Genomic DNA, 17,436 nt, shown 5'->3' on the forward strand with positions numbered 1-17,436 from the left:
ACAAGCCGTTCCTGCTGCCGATCGAAGACGTATTCTCCATCTCCGGTCGTGGTACCGTTGTTACCGGTCGTGTAGAGCGCGGTATCATCAAAGTCGGTGAAGAAGTTGAAATCGTTGGTATCAAAGAAACCGCGAAGACCACCTGTACTGGCGTTGAAATGTTCCGCAAACTGCTGGACGAAGGCCGTGCTGGTGAGAACGTTGGTGTTCTGCTGCGTGGTATCAAACGTGAAGAAATCGAACGTGGTCAGGTACTGGCTAAGCCGGGCAGCATCAAGCCGCACACCAAGTTCGAATCTGAAGTGTACATCCTGTCCAAAGACGAAGGCGGCCGTCATACTCCGTTCTTCAAAGGCTACCGTCCGCAGTTCTACTTCCGTACTACTGACGTGACTGGCACCATCGAACTGCCGGAAGGCGTAGAGATGGTTATGCCGGGCGACAACATCAAAATGGTTGTTACCCTGATCCACCCGATCGCGATGGACGATGGTCTGCGTTTCGCAATCCGTGAAGGCGGTCGTACCGTTGGCGCGGGCGTGGTTGCTAAAGTTCTCGGCTAATCGCTGATAACATTTGACGCAATGCGCAATAAAAGGGCATCATTTGATGCCCTTTTTGCACGCTTTCATACCAGAACCTGGCTCATCAGTGATTTTTTTTGTCATAATCATTGCTGAGACAGGCTCTGAAGAGGGCGTTTATACACCAAACCATTCGAGCGGTAGCGCGACGGCAAGTCAGCGTTCTCCTTTGCAATAGCAGGGAAGAGGCGCCAGAACCGCCAGCGTTGAAGCAGTTTGAACGCGTTCAGTGTATAATCCGAAACTTAATTTCGGTTTGGATCGCCTCGCCCCCGCGGGGTGAAATTGTTTGTAGAATACTTCTGACAGGTTGGTTTATGAGTGCGAATACCGAAGCTCAAGGGAGCGGGCGCGGCCTGGAAGCGATGAAGTGGATTATCGTTGCCGTGCTGCTGATCGTGGCGATCGTGGGCAACTTCCTTTATCGCGACATTATGCTGGCGGTGCGTGCGCTGGCCGTGGTTATTCTTATTGCTGCTGCCGGTGGCGTCGCGCTGTTGACGACGAAAGGTAAGGCGACCGTTGCTTTTGCTCGCGAAGCGCGAACTGAAGTGCGTAAAGTGATTTGGCCGACTCGCCAGGAAACGCTGCATACTACGCTGATTGTTGCTGCCGTGACTGCAGTAATGTCACTGATCCTGTGGGGACTGGATGGTATTCTGGTTCGCCTGGTCTCCTTTATCACTGGCCTGAGGTTCTGAGATGTCTGAAGCTCCTAAAAAGCGCTGGTACGTCGTTCAGGCGTTTTCCGGTTTTGAAGGTCGCGTAGCTACTTCGCTGCGTGAACATATCAAATTACACAACATGGAAGAGTTGTTTGGCGAAGTCATGGTTCCAACCGAAGAAGTGGTTGAAATCCGTGGCGGCCAGCGTCGCAAAAGCGAACGTAAATTCTTCCCAGGCTACGTTCTGGTTCAAATGGTCATGAACGACGCGAGCTGGCACCTGGTGCGCAGCGTACCGCGTGTGATGGGCTTCATCGGCGGTACTTCCGACCGTCCGGCGCCGATCAGCGACAAAGAAGTCGATGCCATCATGAACCGCCTGCAGCAGGTTGGCGATAAGCCGCGTCCGAAAACGCTGTTTGAGCCGGGCGAAATGGTTCGTGTCAACGATGGTCCGTTCGCTGACTTTAACGGCGTCGTTGAAGAAGTGGACTATGAGAAGTCCCGCCTGAAAGTTTCTGTTTCCATCTTCGGTCGTGCGACGCCGGTAGAACTGGACTTCGGTCAGGTTGAGAAGGCGTAAGCCGGCGATCAAAAAAGCAGCGATTTAATCGTTGCATAGGGCGCGAAATTGGCATACAATTTCGCGCCTTTTGTTTTTATGGGCCTGGCCCGTAAAACGATGTTTAATCACGGGGAGCTTCTCTGAAGCGTTAATACCCAATTTGAGGATTTAAGAATGGCTAAGAAAGTACAAGCCTACGTCAAGCTGCAGGTTGCAGCTGGTATGGCAAACCCGAGTCCGCCGGTTGGTCCAGCACTGGGTCAGCAGGGCGTTAACATCATGGAATTCTGCAAAGCGTTCAACGCAAAAACTGAATCCATGGAAAAAGGTCTGCCAATCCCGGTTGTTATCACCGTTTACGCTGACCGTTCTTTCACTTTCGTTACCAAAACCCCGCCGGCAGCAGTTCTGCTGAAAAAAGCGGCTGGTATCAAGTCCGGCTCTGGTAAGCCGAACAAAGATAAAGTGGGTAAAATTTCCCGCGCTCAGCTGCAGGAAATCGCGCAGACCAAAGCTGCCGACATGACTGGTGCCGACATTGAAGCGATGACTCGCTCCATCGAAGGTACTGCACGTTCCATGGGCCTGGTAGTGGAGGACTAAGAAATGGCTAAACTGACCAAGCGCATGTCCGTGATCCGTGACAAAGTTGATGCAACTAAACAGTATGACATCAACGAAGCCATCTCTCTGCTGAAAGAACTGGCTACTGCTAAGTTCGTTGAAAGCGTTGACGTTGCTGTAAACCTGGGCATCGATGCTCGTAAATCTGACCAGAACGTACGTGGTGCAACTGTACTGCCGCACGGTACTGGCCGTTCTGTTCGCGTTGCCGTATTTGCCCAGGGCGCAAACGCTGAAGCTGCTAAAGCTGCAGGCGCTGAGCTGGTAGGTATGGAAGATCTGGCTGACCAGATCAAGAAAGGCGAAATGAACTTTGACGTTGTTATTGCTTCCCCGGATGCAATGCGCGTTGTTGGCCAGCTGGGCCAGGTTCTGGGTCCGCGCGGCCTGATGCCAAACCCGAAAGTGGGTACCGTAACCCCTAACGTTGCTGAAGCGGTTAAGAACGCTAAAGCAGGTCAGGTTCGTTATCGTAACGACAAAAACGGCATCATCCACACCACCATCGGTAAAGTGGACTTTGACGCTGACAAACTGAAAGAAAACCTGGAAGCTCTGCTGGTTGCGCTGAAAAAAGCAAAACCGACTCAGGCGAAAGGCGTGTACATCAAGAAAGTTAGCATCTCCACCACCATGGGTGCAGGTGTTGCAGTAGATCAGGCTGGCCTGAACGCTTCTGCAAACTAATGCCTTTACGTGGGCGGTGATTTTGTCTACAATCTTACCCCCACGATTCTGTCAATAAGACAGACGCTATGCGAGTCATTTGAATTGCAGCAAGGCAGCAATCGAGTGAATCACCGGGAGTGTAGTTAACTACATGACCGGTGTGAACGAGAGCAGCTAACGCCGCTGCGGTTCGAAGGACGAAGTCATAGAAAGAATTTGTTCGTTGGAGCCTGGCCTATCCAGGCCTCCGTCGAAGACCGCAGGTGTTTCGCAAGAAACTTAATCCCCTGCGTAGACGGTGACAGAACGCTAAGATTATTTTTGGATACTCTGGCTTGTTTCTGCTCACCGTATTTAGACGCTCTTTTCGTTGAATTGAGTGAAGTGAGTTCCAGAGCATAAGCTCTGGCAAACATCCAGGAGCAAAGCTAATGGCTTTAAATCTTCAAGACAAACAAGCGATTGTTGCTGAAGTCAGCGAAGTAGCCAAAGGCGCGCTGTCTGCAGTAGTTGCGGATTCCCGTGGCGTAACTGTAGATAAAATGACTGAACTGCGTAAAGCAGGTCGTGAAGCTGGCGTATACATGCGTGTTGTTCGTAACACCCTGCTGCGCCGCGTCGTTGAAGGTACTCAGTTCGAGTGCCTGAAAGACACGTTTGTTGGTCCGACCCTGATTGCATACTCTATGGAACACCCGGGCGCTGCTGCTCGTCTGTTCAAAGAGTTCGCGAAAGCGAATGCAAAATTTGAGGTCAAAGCCGCTGCCTTTGAAGGTGAGCTGATCCCGGCGTCGCAGATCGACCGCCTGGCAACTCTGCCGACCTACGAAGAAGCAATTGCACGCCTGATGGCAACCATGAAAGAAGCTTCGGCTGGCAAACTGGTTCGTACTCTGGCTGCTGTACGCGATGCGAAAGAAGCTGCTTAATCGCAGTTATCTTTATAAAGCATTCGCTTACGTATAAACTTATTCTGATATTCAGGAACAATTTAAATGTCTATCACTAAAGATCAAATCATTGAAGCAGTATCCGCTATGTCCGTAATGGACGTTGTTGAGCTGATCTCTGCAATGGAAGAAAAATTCGGTGTTTCCGCTGCTGCTGCTGTAGCTGTAGCTGCTGGCCCGGTTGAAGCTGCTGAAGAAAAAACTGAATTCGACGTAATTCTGAAAGCTGCTGGCGCTAACAAAGTTGCTGTTATCAAAGCAGTACGTGGCGCAACTGGCCTGGGTCTGAAAGAAGCTAAAGACCTGGTAGAATCTGCTCCGGCTGCACTGAAAGAAGGCATCAGCAAAGACGACGCTGAAGCTCTGAAAAAATCTCTGGAAGAAGCTGGCGCTGAAGTTGAAGTTAAATAAGCCAACCCTTCCGGTTGCAGCCTGAGAAATCAGGCTGAGGCTGGTGACTTTTTAGTCACCAGCCTTTTTGCGCTGTAAGGCGCCAGTAGCATTTCACACTGTTTGACTGCTGGTTTGCCTGACAATGCTTGTTTCTATCGACGACTTAATATACTGCGACAGGTTAGGGTTCCTGGGCTGTGTAAATCGCAACGAAATGGTTTAAGCGTGATAGCAACAGGTATTGCGGAAAGTGTTCCATTTTCCGGTCAACAAAATAGTGTTGCATAAAAAACTGCCTTACTTAGGCAGACGGGTCGACTTGTCAGCGAGCTGAGGAACCCTATGGTTTACTCCTATACCGAGAAAAAACGTATTCGTAAGGATTTTGGTAAACGTCCACAAGTTCTGGACATACCTTATCTCCTTTCTATCCAGCTTGATTCGTTCCAGAAGTTTATCGAGCAAGATCCTGAAGGGCAGTATGGTCTGGAAGCAGCCTTCCGTTCCGTATTCCCGATTCAGAGCTACAGCGGTAATTCAGAGCTGCAATACGTCAGCTACCGTCTGGGCGAACCTGTTTTTGATGTTAAAGAATGTCAGATCCGTGGCGTGACTTATTCTGCACCGCTGCGCGTAAAACTGCGTCTGGTGATCTACGAGCGCGAAGCGCCGGAAGGCACCGTTAAAGACATCAAAGAACAAGAAGTCTACATGGGCGAAATCCCGCTCATGACCGACAACGGTACCTTTGTTATCAACGGTACCGAGCGTGTTATCGTTTCTCAGCTGCACCGTAGCCCGGGCGTCTTCTTTGACAGTGACAAAGGTAAGACCCACTCCTCCGGTAAGGTCCTGTATAACGCACGTATCATCCCTTACCGCGGTTCCTGGCTGGACTTCGAATTCGACCCGAAAGACAACCTGTTCGTTCGTATCGACCGTCGTCGTAAACTGCCGGCAACCATCATTCTGCGCGCGCTGAATTACACCACTGAGCAGATCCTTGACCTGTTCTTCGAGAAAGTGGTCTTTGAAATTCGCGACAACAAGCTGCAGATGGAGCTGGTACCGGAGCGTCTGCGCGGTGAAACCGCCTCCTTCGATATCGAAGCCAACGGTAAAGTGTACGTTGAGAAAGGCCGTCGTATTACTGCGCGCCACATTCGCCAGCTGGAAAAAGACGATATCAAACATATCGAAGTTCCGGTTGAGTACATCGCGGGTAAAGTTGCTTCTAAAGACTACATCGACGAAGCGACCGGCGAACTGATCTGCCCGGCGAACATGGAGCTGAGCCTGGATCTGCTGGCTAAACTGAGCCAGTCCGGCCACAAGCGTATCGAAACGCTGTTCACCAACGATCTGGACCACGGTCCGTACATTTCTGAAACGGTACGCGTCGACCCGACCAACGATCGTCTGAGCGCGCTGGTAGAAATCTACCGCATGATGCGCCCTGGTGAGCCGCCGACTCGCGAAGCGGCTGAAAGCCTGTTTGAGAACCTGTTCTTCTCCGAAGACCGCTACGATCTGTCCGCGGTTGGTCGTATGAAGTTCAACCGTTCTCTGCTGCGCGACGAAATCGAAGGTTCCGGTATCCTGAGCAAAGACGACATCATCGAAGTGATGAAGAAGCTCATCGATATCCGTAACGGTAAAGGCGAAGTCGATGATATCGACCACCTCGGCAACCGTCGTATCCGTTCCGTTGGCGAAATGGCGGAAAACCAGTTCCGCGTTGGCCTGGTACGTGTAGAGCGTGCGGTTAAAGAGCGTCTGTCTCTGGGCGATCTGGATACCCTGATGCCTCAGGATATGATCAACGCCAAGCCGATTTCCGCAGCAGTGAAAGAGTTCTTTGGTTCCAGCCAGCTGTCCCAGTTTATGGACCAGAACAACCCGCTGTCTGAGATTACGCACAAACGTCGTATCTCCGCACTCGGCCCAGGCGGTCTGACCCGTGAACGCGCAGGCTTCGAAGTTCGAGACGTACACCCGACGCACTACGGTCGCGTATGTCCAATCGAAACGCCTGAAGGTCCGAACATCGGTCTGATCAACTCCCTGTCCGTGTACGCACAGACTAACGAATACGGTTTCCTTGAGACCCCGTATCGTAAAGTGACCGACGGTGTGGTTACCGATGAAATTCACTACCTGTCTGCTATCGAAGAAGGCAACTACGTTATTGCTCAGGCGAACTCCAACCTGGATGAAAACGGCCACTTCGTAGAAGACCTGGTTACCTGCCGTAGCAAAGGCGAATCCAGCTTGTTCAGCCGCGACCAGGTTGACTACATGGACGTATCCACCCAGCAGGTGGTATCCGTCGGTGCGTCCCTGATCCCGTTCCTGGAGCACGATGACGCCAACCGTGCATTGATGGGTGCGAACATGCAACGTCAGGCGGTTCCGACTCTGCGCGCTGATAAGCCGCTGGTTGGTACCGGTATGGAACGTGCTGTTGCCGTTGACTCCGGTGTTACTGCGGTGGCTAAACGTGGCGGTACCGTTCAGTACGTGGATGCTTCCCGTATCGTTATCAAAGTTAACGAAGACGAGATGTACCCGGGCGAAGCAGGTATCGACATCTATAACCTGACCAAGTACACCCGTTCTAACCAGAACACCTGCATCAACCAGATGCCTTGCGTGTCCCTGGGCGAACCCATTGAGCGCGGCGACGTGCTGGCCGACGGCCCGTCCACCGACCTTGGTGAACTGGCGCTGGGTCAGAACATGCGCGTAGCGTTCATGCCGTGGAACGGCTACAACTTCGAAGACTCCATCCTCGTCTCCGAGCGTGTTGTTCAGGAAGACCGTTTCACCACCATCCACATTCAGGAACTGGCGTGCGTGTCCCGTGACACCAAGCTGGGGCCGGAAGAGATCACCGCTGACATCCCGAACGTGGGTGAAGCTGCGCTCTCTAAACTGGATGAGTCCGGTATCGTTTATATCGGCGCGGAAGTGACCGGCGGCGACATTCTGGTTGGTAAGGTAACGCCGAAAGGTGAAACCCAGCTGACGCCGGAAGAGAAACTGCTGCGTGCGATCTTCGGTGAGAAAGCGTCTGACGTTAAAGACTCTTCTCTGCGCGTACCGAACGGTGTCTCTGGTACCGTTATCGACGTTCAGGTCTTTACCCGTGATGGCGTAGAAAAAGACAAACGTGCGCTGGAAATCGAAGAGATGCAGCTGAAGCAGGCGAAGAAAGACCTGTCTGAAGAACTGCAGATCCTCGAAGCCGGTCTGTTCAGTCGTATCTACGCGGTGCTGGTCTCCGGTGGCGTTGAAGCTGAGAAGCTCGACAAACTGCCGCGCGATCGCTGGCTGGAACTGGGCCTGACCGACGAAGAGAAACAGAATCAGCTGGAGCAACTGGCTGAGCAGTATGACGAACTGAAACACGAGTTCGAGAAAAAACTCGAAGCGAAACGCCGTAAAATCACCCAAGGCGACGATCTGGCACCGGGTGTGCTGAAGATTGTTAAGGTATACCTGGCCGTTAAACGCCGTATCCAGCCTGGTGATAAGATGGCAGGCCGTCACGGTAACAAGGGTGTTATCTCTAAGATCAACCCGATCGAAGATATGCCGCACGATGCTAACGGTACGCCGGTAGATATCGTACTGAACCCGCTGGGCGTACCGTCTCGTATGAACATCGGTCAGATCCTGGAAACTCACCTGGGTATGGCTGCGAAAGGCATCGGCGATAAGATCAACGCCATGCTGAAACAGCAGCAAGAAGTCGCGAAACTGCGCGAATTCATCCAGCGTGCTTACGATCTGGGCGCTGACGTTCGCCAGAAAGTTGACCTGAATACCTTCAGCGATGAAGAAGTTCTGCGTCTGGCTGAAAACCTGCGTAAAGGCATGCCGATCGCAACGCCGGTATTCGACGGTGCGAAAGAAGCTGAAATCAAAGAGCTGCTGCAGCTGGGCGACCTGCCGACTTCCGGTCAGATCACCCTGTTTGACGGCCGCACCGGTGAACAGTTCGAACGTCCGGTAACCGTGGGTTACATGTACATGCTGAAACTGAACCACCTGGTCGACGACAAAATGCACGCTCGTTCCACCGGTTCCTACAGCCTGGTTACTCAGCAGCCGCTGGGTGGTAAGGCGCAGTTCGGTGGTCAGCGCTTCGGTGAGATGGAAGTGTGGGCGCTGGAAGCTTATGGCGCGGCCTACACCCTGCAGGAAATGCTCACCGTTAAGTCTGATGACGTGAACGGTCGTACCAAGATGTATAAAAACATCGTGGACGGCAACCACCAGATGGAACCGGGCATGCCGGAGTCCTTCAACGTACTGTTGAAAGAAATCCGCTCGCTGGGCATCAACATCGAACTGGAAGACGAGTAACTCTCGCTCAAACAGGTCACTGGTGCCGGGATAAAACCCGGCGCCAGATTGTGCTAACTCCGACGGGAGCAAATCCGTGAAAGACTTATTAAAGTTTCTGAAAGCGCAAACTAAAACCGAAGAGTTTGATGCGATCAAAATTGCTCTGGCATCGCCAGACATGATCCGTTCATGGTCTTTCGGTGAAGTTAAAAAGCCGGAAACCATTAACTACCGTACGTTCAAGCCTGAGCGTGACGGTCTGTTCTGTGCTCGTATTTTCGGGCCAGTAAAAGACTATGAGTGCCTGTGCGGTAAGTACAAGCGCCTGAAACACCGCGGTGTGATCTGTGAGAAGTGCGGCGTTGAAGTGACCCAGACTAAAGTGCGTCGTGAGCGCATGGGCCACATCGAGCTGGCATGCCCGACGGCGCACATCTGGTTCCTGAAATCGCTGCCGTCCCGTATCGGCCTGCTGCTGGATATGCCGCTGCGCGATATCGAACGTGTACTGTACTTCGAATCCTACGTGGTTATCGAAGGTGGCATGACCAACCTCGAACGCAACCAGATTCTGACTGAAGAGCAGTACCTGGATGCGCTGGAAGAGTTCGGTGACGAATTCGACGCGAAAATGGGTGCGGAAGCGATCCAGGCGCTGCTGCGCAATATGGATCTGGAGCAGGAATGCGAACAGCTGCGTGAAGAGCTGAACGAAACCAACTCCGAAACCAAGCGTAAAAAGCTGACCAAGCGCATTAAGCTGCTGGAAGCGTTCGTTCAGTCTGGCAACAAGCCGGAATGGATGATCCTGACCGTTCTGCCGGTTCTGCCGCCAGATCTGCGTCCGCTGGTTCCGCTCGATGGCGGCCGTTTTGCGACTTCTGACCTGAACGATCTGTATCGTCGCGTCATTAACCGTAACAACCGTCTGAAACGTCTGCTGGATCTGGCTGCGCCGGACATCATCGTACGCAACGAAAAACGTATGCTGCAGGAAGCGGTTGACGCCCTGCTGGATAACGGCCGTCGCGGTCGTGCGATCACCGGTTCTAACAAACGTCCTCTGAAATCTTTGGCCGATATGATCAAAGGTAAACAGGGTCGTTTCCGTCAGAACCTGCTCGGTAAGCGTGTTGACTACTCCGGTCGTTCTGTTATCACCGTAGGTCCATACCTGCGTCTGCATCAGTGCGGTCTGCCGAAGAAAATGGCGCTGGAGCTGTTCAAACCGTTCATTTACGGCAAGCTGGAACTGCGTGGCCTGGCCACCACCATCAAAGCCGCTAAGAAAATGGTTGAGCGCGAAGAAGCCGTTGTTTGGGATATCCTGGACGAAGTTATCCGCGAACACCCGGTACTGCTGAACCGTGCGCCAACGCTGCACCGTTTAGGTATCCAGGCATTCGAACCGGTTCTGATCGAAGGTAAAGCTATTCAGCTGCACCCGCTGGTTTGTGCGGCCTATAACGCCGACTTCGATGGCGACCAGATGGCTGTTCACGTACCGCTGACGCTGGAAGCCCAGCTGGAAGCGCGTGCGCTGATGATGTCTACCAACAACATCCTGTCCCCGGCGAACGGCGAACCAATCATCGTTCCGTCTCAGGACGTTGTACTGGGTCTGTACTACATGACCCGTGACTGTGTTAACGCCAAAGGCGAAGGCATGGTGCTGACTGGCCCGAAAGAAGCGGAGCGTATTTATCGCGCCGGTCTGGCCTCTCTGCATGCGCGCGTTAAAGTGCGTATCACTGAATACGAAAAAGACGAGAATGGTGAATTCGTCGCGAAGACTAGCCTGAAAGACACGACCGTTGGCCGTGCCATTCTGTGGATGATCGTACCGAAAGGTCTGCCGTTCTCTATCGTGAACCAGGCGCTCGGTAAGAAAGCGATCTCCAAGATGCTGAACACCTGTTACCGTATTCTGGGCCTGAAACCGACCGTTATTTTTGCGGACCAGACGATGTACACCGGCTTTGCTTATGCAGCGCGTTCAGGTGCATCCGTTGGTATCGATGACATGGTCATCCCGGAGAAAAAATACGAAATCATCAGCGAAGCGGAAGCGGAAGTTGCTGAGATTCAGGAACAGTTCCAGTCTGGTCTGGTCACCGCGGGCGAGCGCTACAACAAAGTTATCGATATCTGGGCTGCGGCGAACGATCGTGTATCCAAAGCGATGATGGATAACCTGCAAACCGAAACCGTGATTAACCGTGACGGTCAGGAAGAGCAGCAGGTTTCCTTCAACAGCATCTACATGATGGCCGACTCCGGTGCGCGTGGTTCTGCGGCACAGATTCGTCAGCTGGCTGGTATGCGTGGTCTGATGGCGAAGCCGGATGGCTCGATCATCGAAACGCCGATCACCGCGAACTTCCGTGAAGGTCTGAACGTACTCCAGTACTTCATCTCCACCCACGGTGCGCGTAAAGGTCTGGCGGATACCGCACTGAAGACAGCGAACTCCGGTTACCTGACTCGTCGTCTGGTTGACGTTGCCCAGGACCTGGTCGTCACTGAAGACGACTGCGGCACCCTGGAAGGCATCACCATGACGCCGGTTATCGAAGGTGGCGACGTTAAAGAGCCGCTGCGCGATCGCGTACTGGGTCGTGTGACTGCTGAAGACGTTCTGAAGCCGGGTACCGCGGACATTCTGGTTCCACGCAACACGCTGCTGCATGAGCACTGGTGTGACCTGCTGGAAGAGAACTCCGTTGACTCCGTCAAAGTTCGTTCCGTTGTATCCTGTGACACCGACTTTGGTGTATGTGCGCACTGCTATGGTCGTGACCTGGCGCGTGGCCACCTCATCAACAAAGGTGAGGCTATCGGCGTTATCGCGGCACAGTCCATCGGTGAGCCGGGTACACAGCTGACGATGCGTACGTTCCACATCGGTGGTGCGGCATCTCGTGCGGCTGCTGAATCCAGCATCCAGGTGAAAAACAAAGGTAGCATCCGTCTGAGCAACGCGAAGTCGGTTGTGAACTCCAGCGGTAAACTGGTTATCACCTCGCGTAACACCGAGCTGAAACTGATCGACGAATTCGGTCGTACCAAAGAAAGCTATAAAGTGCCTTACGGCTCCGTTATGGCGAAAGGCGATGGCGAACAGGTTGCCGGCGGTGAAACCGTTGCAAACTGGGATCCGCATACCATGCCGGTTATCACCGAAGTGAGTGGTTTCGTCCGCTTCACTGACATGATCGACGGCCAGACCATTACTCGTCAGACCGACGAGCTGACCGGTCTGTCTTCGCTGGTGGTTCTGGATTCCGCAGAACGTACCTCCGGTGGTAAAGATCTGCGTCCGGCGCTGAAAATTGTTGATGCTCAGGGCAACGACGTTCTGATCCCAGGCACCGATATGCCTGCTCAGTACTTCCTGCCGGGTAAAGCGATTGTTCAGCTGGAAGATGGCGTACAGATCAGCTCTGGTGACACCCTGGCGCGTGTTCCGCAGGAATCCGGCGGTACCAAGGACATCACCGGTGGTCTGCCGCGCGTTGCGGACCTGTTCGAAGCACGTCGTCCGAAAGAGCCGGCAATCCTGGCTGAAATCAGCGGCATCATTTCCTTCGGTAAAGAAACCAAAGGGAAACGTCGTCTGGTTATCACCCCGGTAGACGGTAGCGAACCGTACGAAGAGATGATTCCGAAATGGCGTCAGCTGAACGTGTTCGAAGGTGAACGTGTAGAACGTGGTGACGTGGTTTCCGACGGTCCGGAAGCACCGCACGACATTCTGCGTCTTCGTGGCGTGCACGCGGTAACGCGTTACATCACCAACGAAGTGCAGGACGTTTACCGTCTGCAAGGCGTTAAGATTAACGATAAGCACATTGAAGTTATCGTTCGTCAGATGCTGCGTAAAGCGACCATCGAAAGTGCTGGTAGCTCCGACTTCCTCGAAGGCGAGCAGGTTGAATACTCCCGCGTTAAGATCGCTAACCGCGAGCTTGAAGCGAATGGCAAAGTGGCGGCAACCTATTCCCGCGACCTGCTGGGTATCACCAAAGCGTCTCTGGCAACCGAGTCCTTCATCTCCGCGGCCTCGTTCCAGGAGACCACTCGCGTGCTGACCGAAGCAGCCGTTGCGGGCAAACGCGACGAACTGCGCGGTCTGAAAGAGAACGTCATCGTGGGTCGTCTGATCCCGGCGGGTACCGGCTATGCGTACCACCAGGATCGTATGCGCCGTCGCGCAGCGGGCGAACAGCCAGCTGCCCCGCAGGTGAGCGTAGAAGAAGCGTCTGCCAACCTGGCAGAACTGCTGAACGCAGGCCTGGGCGGTTCTGACAACGATTAATCGTTGATGCACTGCTAAAAAGCCGGTCAGGTTTCCTGACCGGCTTTTTTATTGTTTGTTCGCCGCCTCACCCTCTTCTTTAATTACATTTACGACATATTAACGCCGCATATTTTTAGCAATTAATTCATATAAAATATCCATCCCCCGTTCACTGGAAAAACCTTTGTTTATATATGGGTAAAAGTTCTACTCATATCAAAAAACAATCAATTCAAAGGCGATATATTCAAAATACCTAATGAATCATGGGATTACTTCTGCTGCTTTATCTTCGGAGCTACGGCTCTGGAGAGGGATCGCCGCATCTCATGCTTCTCCCGATAAGACGCAGAAATAATACCGGCAGGCAGGTGTTGGTCATTTCTTTTGGTCTGAGTGGACAGGCTCTGGGGGCTGCATGGAATTTGCGATACAACTCATTATTATCTTAATTTGTCTGTTTTATGGTGCCCGAAAAGGCGGTATTGCGCTGGGCCTGTTGGGCGGCATCGGTTTGGTTATCCTTGTTTTTGTGTTCCATCTCCAGCCGGGTAAACCGCCGGTTGATGTGATGTTAGTCATCATTGCCGTTGTGGCCGCTTCGGCGACGCTACAGGCGTCGGGCGGGCTGGATGTTATGTTACAGATTGCCGAGAAGCTGCTGCGGCGCAACCCGAAATATGTCTCGATCGTCGCGCCTTTCGTCACCTGCACGCTGACCATTCTCTGCGGTACCGGACACGTGGTGTACACGATCCTGCCGATTATCTACGATGTCGCCATTAAGAATAACATTCGTCCGGAGCGTCCAATGGCGGCCAGCTCCATAGGCGCCCAGATGGGGATCATCGCCAGCCCGGTCTCGGTAGCAGTGGTGTCGCTGGTGGCGATGCTGGGGAATTTTACCTTTAACGGTAAACACCTGGAATTTCTCGACCTGCTGGCGATAACCATTCCGTCCACGCTGTTGGGGATCCTGGCGATTGGTATCTTCAGCTGGTTCCGTGGCAAAGATCTGGATAAAGACGAAGCCTTCCAGGCGTTTATTGCGGTACCGGAAAATCGCCATTATGTCTATGGCGATACGGCGACGCTGCTGGATAAAAAGCTGCCGACCAGCAACTGGATTGCGATGTGGATCTTTCTGGCCTCCATCGCCGTGGTGGCCTTGCTCGGCGCGTTTTCCGAACTGCGTCCGGCCTTCGACGGTAAGCCGCTGTCGATGGTGCTGGTGATCCAGATGTTCATGCTGCTCTCCGGGGCATTAATCATCATCATTACCAAAACCAACCCGGCGTCGATTTCTAAAAATGAGGTTTTCCGTTCGGGGATGATCGCTATCGTCGCGGTATACGGCATCGCGTGGATGGCGGAGACTATGTTCGGCGCGCATATGACCGAGATTAAAGGTGTGCTCGGGGAGATGGTGAAGGAGTACCCGTGGGCTTACGCCATCGTACTGCTGCTGGTTTCGAAGTTTGTGAACTCTCAGGCGGCAGCGCTGGCGGCGATTGTTCCGGTGGCGCTGGCCATCGGCGTCGACCCGGCCTATATCGTGGCTTCCGCGCCGGCCTGCTATGGCTACTATATTCTGCCGACCTACCCAAGCGATCTGGCGGCGATCCAGTTCGACCGCTCAGGGACCACCCATATCGGCCGCTTTGTCATTAACCATAGCTTCATCCTGCCCGGGCTCATCGGCGTCGGTGTCTCCTGCGTGTTTGGCTGGGTATTCGCCGCGATGTATGGTTTTCTTTGAGAGGGGACGGGCGCCGGCAGCGGCGCCCGTTAAATCCGCGAGATTACTGCGCGAGCGGCAGACGACGATAGAGTTCAATCATATCGGTCGCCAGATCCTGAATGACCATGGCGTTCATCAGGTGGTCCTGAGAGTGAACGGTGATCAGGTTGACCGGCAGCTTACCGGTGCCTTCATCCAGGCCGATGAGCTGGGTCTGGATTTTATGCGCATGTTTGACGAACTCATGGGACTCGGCCATGGCCTGCTCGGCTGCCGCAAAGTCACCTTTCCGTGCTAACTGGAGAGCAGTGAGCGCCGCGCTACGTGCGGAACCGGCATTAACCAACAGCTCCATGATGATCGTTTCTAAATCTTCCATCGATTACTCCAGCATCTTCAGGGCTTTATCCAGAACGGCATCGCCTTTCATCATGCCGTAGTCCATCATATCGATCACCGCGACTTTCTTGCCGAATGGATCGGCCAGCGCCTGCAGTTTCGCCTGCTCATATTTCACCTGCGGGCCGAGCAAAATAATGTCGGCGGCGGCCAGGTTATCTTTAAACTCGGCGACCGGGACGGCCTTGATAGAAACCTCAACACCTTTTTTCTGCGCGGCATCTTGCATACGCTGAACCAGCATGCTGGTGGACATACCGGCGGCACAGCACAAAACGATATTCTTCATAGTCAGTGGCCCTTGTGTTCCGTGATGTCTTATCTTTATCGCGGCCCTGGCGATGCGACAACCGCTTTACCGTGATTGTGTGTAAGTCATCACACAAAAATTGAAACCGGTTTCATTTTTGCCGATAAAAATAAAAAAGCCCACCGAAGTGGGCGGCCGCGTCCTGTTGTCTCACGCGCGGAGGATGCGGTTTTTACCTTGTTGCTTGGCTTTGTAAAGTGCCTCATCGACGCTCACCACCAGCTTATCCAGCGGCTCCATATTCCATTCCCCCAGTCCGGCGCTAAAGGTGACCGTCAGGCCATCTTCGCGCCAGGTACGCCGTTCGACGTTGACCCGCCATGTTTCCAGTAGCGTTCGGGCGTTATCGATGTGTTCGGCAGGAAAGACCACCGCGAACTCTTCACCGCCGTAGCGATAAAGGGAAATCTCCAGCGGCTGGAGGACCTGCAGCCCCTCGCGGGCGACGTTGCGCAGGACGATATCGCCGTTGAGGTGTCCCCAGGTGTCGTTGATCGATTTGAAGTTATCGATATCGACCAGGGCAAGGGCGAAAGGTTGGTGATCGTTCATCAGCGCGGCGATATCGCTGTCGAAGGCGCGGCGGTTTTTGCAGCCAGTGAGGGCGTCGATGGTGGCCTGGCGAACGTAGGTCAGTTCACGCTGTTTGTTGGTTTCAATGGCTTTACTCAGCATTGCCTCAAGGCGCGGAGCGCGTTTGACGTCGCCGGTTTTAATCGCATTGATGATATTCATCAGCACGGTACGGGAAGCATGACGCAGATAAAGGCCGAACAAGAGGATGATAATCGCCGCGAGTGAGAAACCGCCGATCACTAAGTTTGTCTCATGGCGCGTCAGATTGATCAGGGTGGCGTTATCGACACGGTAAATCACGAACCAGTCGGGATTGGTAAAGGAGTAGTAGTAATACCAGGTATCGCTCCTGACATCGTAAAGCTGCCCCTCTCCGCTGGTCATTTTATCCATCAGTTCGTCGCTGACGAAGGGTTTAAACAGCGCGCCCGGGTCGGAGTGCAGGACAACTTTGCCATCCCGCTGCACCACAAAAAATTCCCCCTGTACGGGGGCGACCATCTGCCGTAGCGCGAACCCCATGGAGGTGAGATCTAGATGAAAAGCCAGGCTGCCCTTGAGTTTACCCTCCGGAGTAATGATGGGTTTGAAAATGGTAATCGTCGGATGGTGGGTGAAAAAGTCCATATACGGGCTGGTGTAGTGGCTGAAGGTGCTGGCTTCTGCCTGTTTGATAAACCAGGGCCGCGTTTTGGGGTCGAAAGCCAGGCTGTCTTCATTTTTCAGTACTTCCGGGGCGCGCAGATAGTGGCCCTCGGTATCCGCCAGCGAGATGGATGAGACGCTTGGCATCATGTTCTGTAACTGCATTAGCGTGGTTAACCCTTTCTCCGGATCAACGTTCACCGCGCGGTTCAGTTCGTCATTACGGGCAAAGAAGGTGGCCGCGCGGCCGAGGATAAAATCATTTTCCCGCAGCAGCGTTTCCGTATAGTTGATGGCCAGGTTGTGGGTAAAGTTGCGGTTAATATCGTGATAATCTTCGAGAAAATCTTTCCGCTGTGCCAGGGTGACAAAAGTAGCAATCAGCATGAAACTGAGCAAAATGCCGGCAAACCCCACGACGATTGGTGTCGTAAAAGAGAGTTTTCTGTTGTGTAGCGCCATGAATCGTTAATCGTCCCGGATGTATAAACCAAGGGTCCGAACGCAGCTTGTGTCAGCGAGCCTGCCGATCGAATCAGTTAACTATTGCTCAATTATAACTCTGAGGCCTTCATCTATCGTGATTTATATTCGTCGATAATGAACCGGCCCTCGCGCAGCGCGGAGAGGCAGGGCGAAAATGAGGAAGAAAACGTTCGCCC

Annotated in this window: 13 protein-coding genes; 10 read left to right on the forward strand and 3 right to left on the reverse strand. The window is 53.3% G+C overall.

Annotated elements, in window-relative coordinates:
* From CW267_RS21775 to dcuB, 10 genes are all read left to right on the forward strand, one after another.
* Positions 1-563: EF-Tu/IF-2/RF-3 family GTPase (locus CW267_RS21775; RefSeq protein ID WP_264755088.1), on the forward strand; the 563-nt coding region annotated here is incomplete at its 5' end.
* Positions 564-901: 338 nt separating this feature from the next.
* On the forward strand, positions 902-1,285 hold the full coding sequence (gene secE / locus CW267_RS21785) for a preprotein translocase subunit SecE (protein WP_002883772.1): 384 nt from the start codon (positions 902-904) through the stop codon (positions 1,283-1,285).
* A gap of 1 nt (position 1,286) precedes the next feature.
* Entirely contained in the window at positions 1,287-1,832 is a 546-nt protein-coding gene (gene nusG / locus CW267_RS21790) for a transcription termination/antitermination protein NusG (RefSeq protein ID WP_007665882.1), read from the forward strand.
* 156 nt (positions 1,833-1,988) lie between these two features.
* Positions 1,989-2,417: a 50S ribosomal protein L11 gene (gene rplK, locus CW267_RS21795; protein ID WP_008808007.1), complete on the forward strand. Its 429-nt coding sequence runs from the start codon at positions 1,989-1,991 to the stop codon at positions 2,415-2,417.
* Between the two features lie 3 nt (positions 2,418-2,420).
* Positions 2,421-3,125, forward strand: a complete 705-nt coding sequence (gene rplA / locus CW267_RS21800; RefSeq protein ID WP_008808006.1) for a 50S ribosomal protein L1 — start codon at positions 2,421-2,423, stop codon at positions 3,123-3,125.
* A gap of 413 nt (positions 3,126-3,538) precedes the next feature.
* Complete coding sequence (gene rplJ / locus CW267_RS21810; protein ID WP_001207203.1) at positions 3,539-4,036, forward strand: 50S ribosomal protein L10; 498 nt, start codon at positions 3,539-3,541, stop codon at positions 4,034-4,036.
* Positions 4,037-4,102: 66 nt separating this feature from the next.
* A complete protein-coding gene (rplL, locus tag CW267_RS21815) occupies positions 4,103-4,468 on the forward strand; it encodes a 50S ribosomal protein L7/L12 (RefSeq protein WP_002884142.1) in 366 nt (121 codons plus the stop codon).
* A 324-nt stretch (positions 4,469-4,792) separates the two neighbouring features.
* Complete coding sequence (gene rpoB, locus CW267_RS21820) at positions 4,793-8,821, forward strand: DNA-directed RNA polymerase subunit beta (protein WP_008808005.1); 4,029 nt, start codon at positions 4,793-4,795, stop codon at positions 8,819-8,821.
* 76 nt (positions 8,822-8,897) lie between these two features.
* Entirely contained in the window at positions 8,898-13,121 is a 4,224-nt protein-coding gene (gene rpoC, locus CW267_RS21825; RefSeq protein ID WP_008808004.1) for a DNA-directed RNA polymerase subunit beta', read from the forward strand.
* Positions 13,122-13,521: 400 nt separating this feature from the next.
* On the forward strand, positions 13,522-14,862 hold the full coding sequence (dcuB, locus tag CW267_RS21830; protein WP_008808003.1) for an anaerobic C4-dicarboxylate transporter DcuB: 1,341 nt from the start codon (positions 13,522-13,524) through the stop codon (positions 14,860-14,862).
* A gap of 43 nt (positions 14,863-14,905) precedes the next feature.
* Here dcuB and CW267_RS21835 read toward each other — a convergent pair whose 3' ends face one another.
* From CW267_RS21835 to CW267_RS21845, 3 genes are all read right to left on the reverse strand, one after another.
* Positions 14,906-15,223: a PTS lactose/cellobiose transporter subunit IIA gene (locus tag CW267_RS21835; RefSeq protein WP_008808002.1), complete on the reverse strand. Its 318-nt coding sequence runs from the start codon at positions 15,221-15,223 to the stop codon at positions 14,906-14,908.
* Between the two features lie 3 nt (positions 15,224-15,226).
* A complete protein-coding gene (locus CW267_RS21840) occupies positions 15,227-15,532 on the reverse strand; it encodes a PTS sugar transporter subunit IIB (RefSeq protein WP_002884150.1) in 306 nt (101 codons plus the stop codon).
* A 171-nt stretch (positions 15,533-15,703) separates the two neighbouring features.
* A complete protein-coding gene (locus CW267_RS21845; protein WP_012543212.1) occupies positions 15,704-17,236 on the reverse strand; it encodes a sensor domain-containing diguanylate cyclase in 1,533 nt (510 codons plus the stop codon).
* Positions 17,237-17,436 lie beyond the last annotated feature (200 nt).

It is taken from the genome of Klebsiella sp. X1-16S-Nf21 (assembly GCF_002837615.1).
GTDB lineage: Bacteria > Pseudomonadota > Gammaproteobacteria > Enterobacterales > Enterobacteriaceae > Klebsiella > Klebsiella variicola.

Coding starts and splice junctions, on each gene's coding strand:
- rpoB (WP_008808005.1), top strand. CDS start 4,793: ATGGTTTACTCCTATACCGAGAAAAAACGTATTCGTAAGGATTTTGGT.
- CW267_RS21835 (WP_008808002.1), bottom strand. CDS start 15,223: ATGGAAGATTTAGAAACGATCATCATGGAGCTGTTGGTTAATGCCGGT.
- CW267_RS21845 (WP_012543212.1), bottom strand. CDS start 17,236: ATGGCGCTACACAACAGAAAACTCTCTTTTACGACACCAATCGTCGTG.
- rplL (WP_002884142.1), top strand. CDS start 4,103: ATGTCTATCACTAAAGATCAAATCATTGAAGCAGTATCCGCTATGTCC.
- rplK (WP_008808007.1), top strand. CDS start 1,989: ATGGCTAAGAAAGTACAAGCCTACGTCAAGCTGCAGGTTGCAGCTGGT.
- rplA (WP_008808006.1), top strand. CDS start 2,421: ATGGCTAAACTGACCAAGCGCATGTCCGTGATCCGTGACAAAGTTGAT.
- rplJ (WP_001207203.1), top strand. CDS start 3,539: ATGGCTTTAAATCTTCAAGACAAACAAGCGATTGTTGCTGAAGTCAGC.
- nusG (WP_007665882.1), top strand. CDS start 1,287: ATGTCTGAAGCTCCTAAAAAGCGCTGGTACGTCGTTCAGGCGTTTTCC.
- CW267_RS21840 (WP_002884150.1), bottom strand. CDS start 15,532: ATGAAGAATATCGTTTTGTGCTGTGCCGCCGGTATGTCCACCAGCATG.
- dcuB (WP_008808003.1), top strand. CDS start 13,522: ATGGAATTTGCGATACAACTCATTATTATCTTAATTTGTCTGTTTTAT.
- secE (WP_002883772.1), top strand. CDS start 902: ATGAGTGCGAATACCGAAGCTCAAGGGAGCGGGCGCGGCCTGGAAGCG.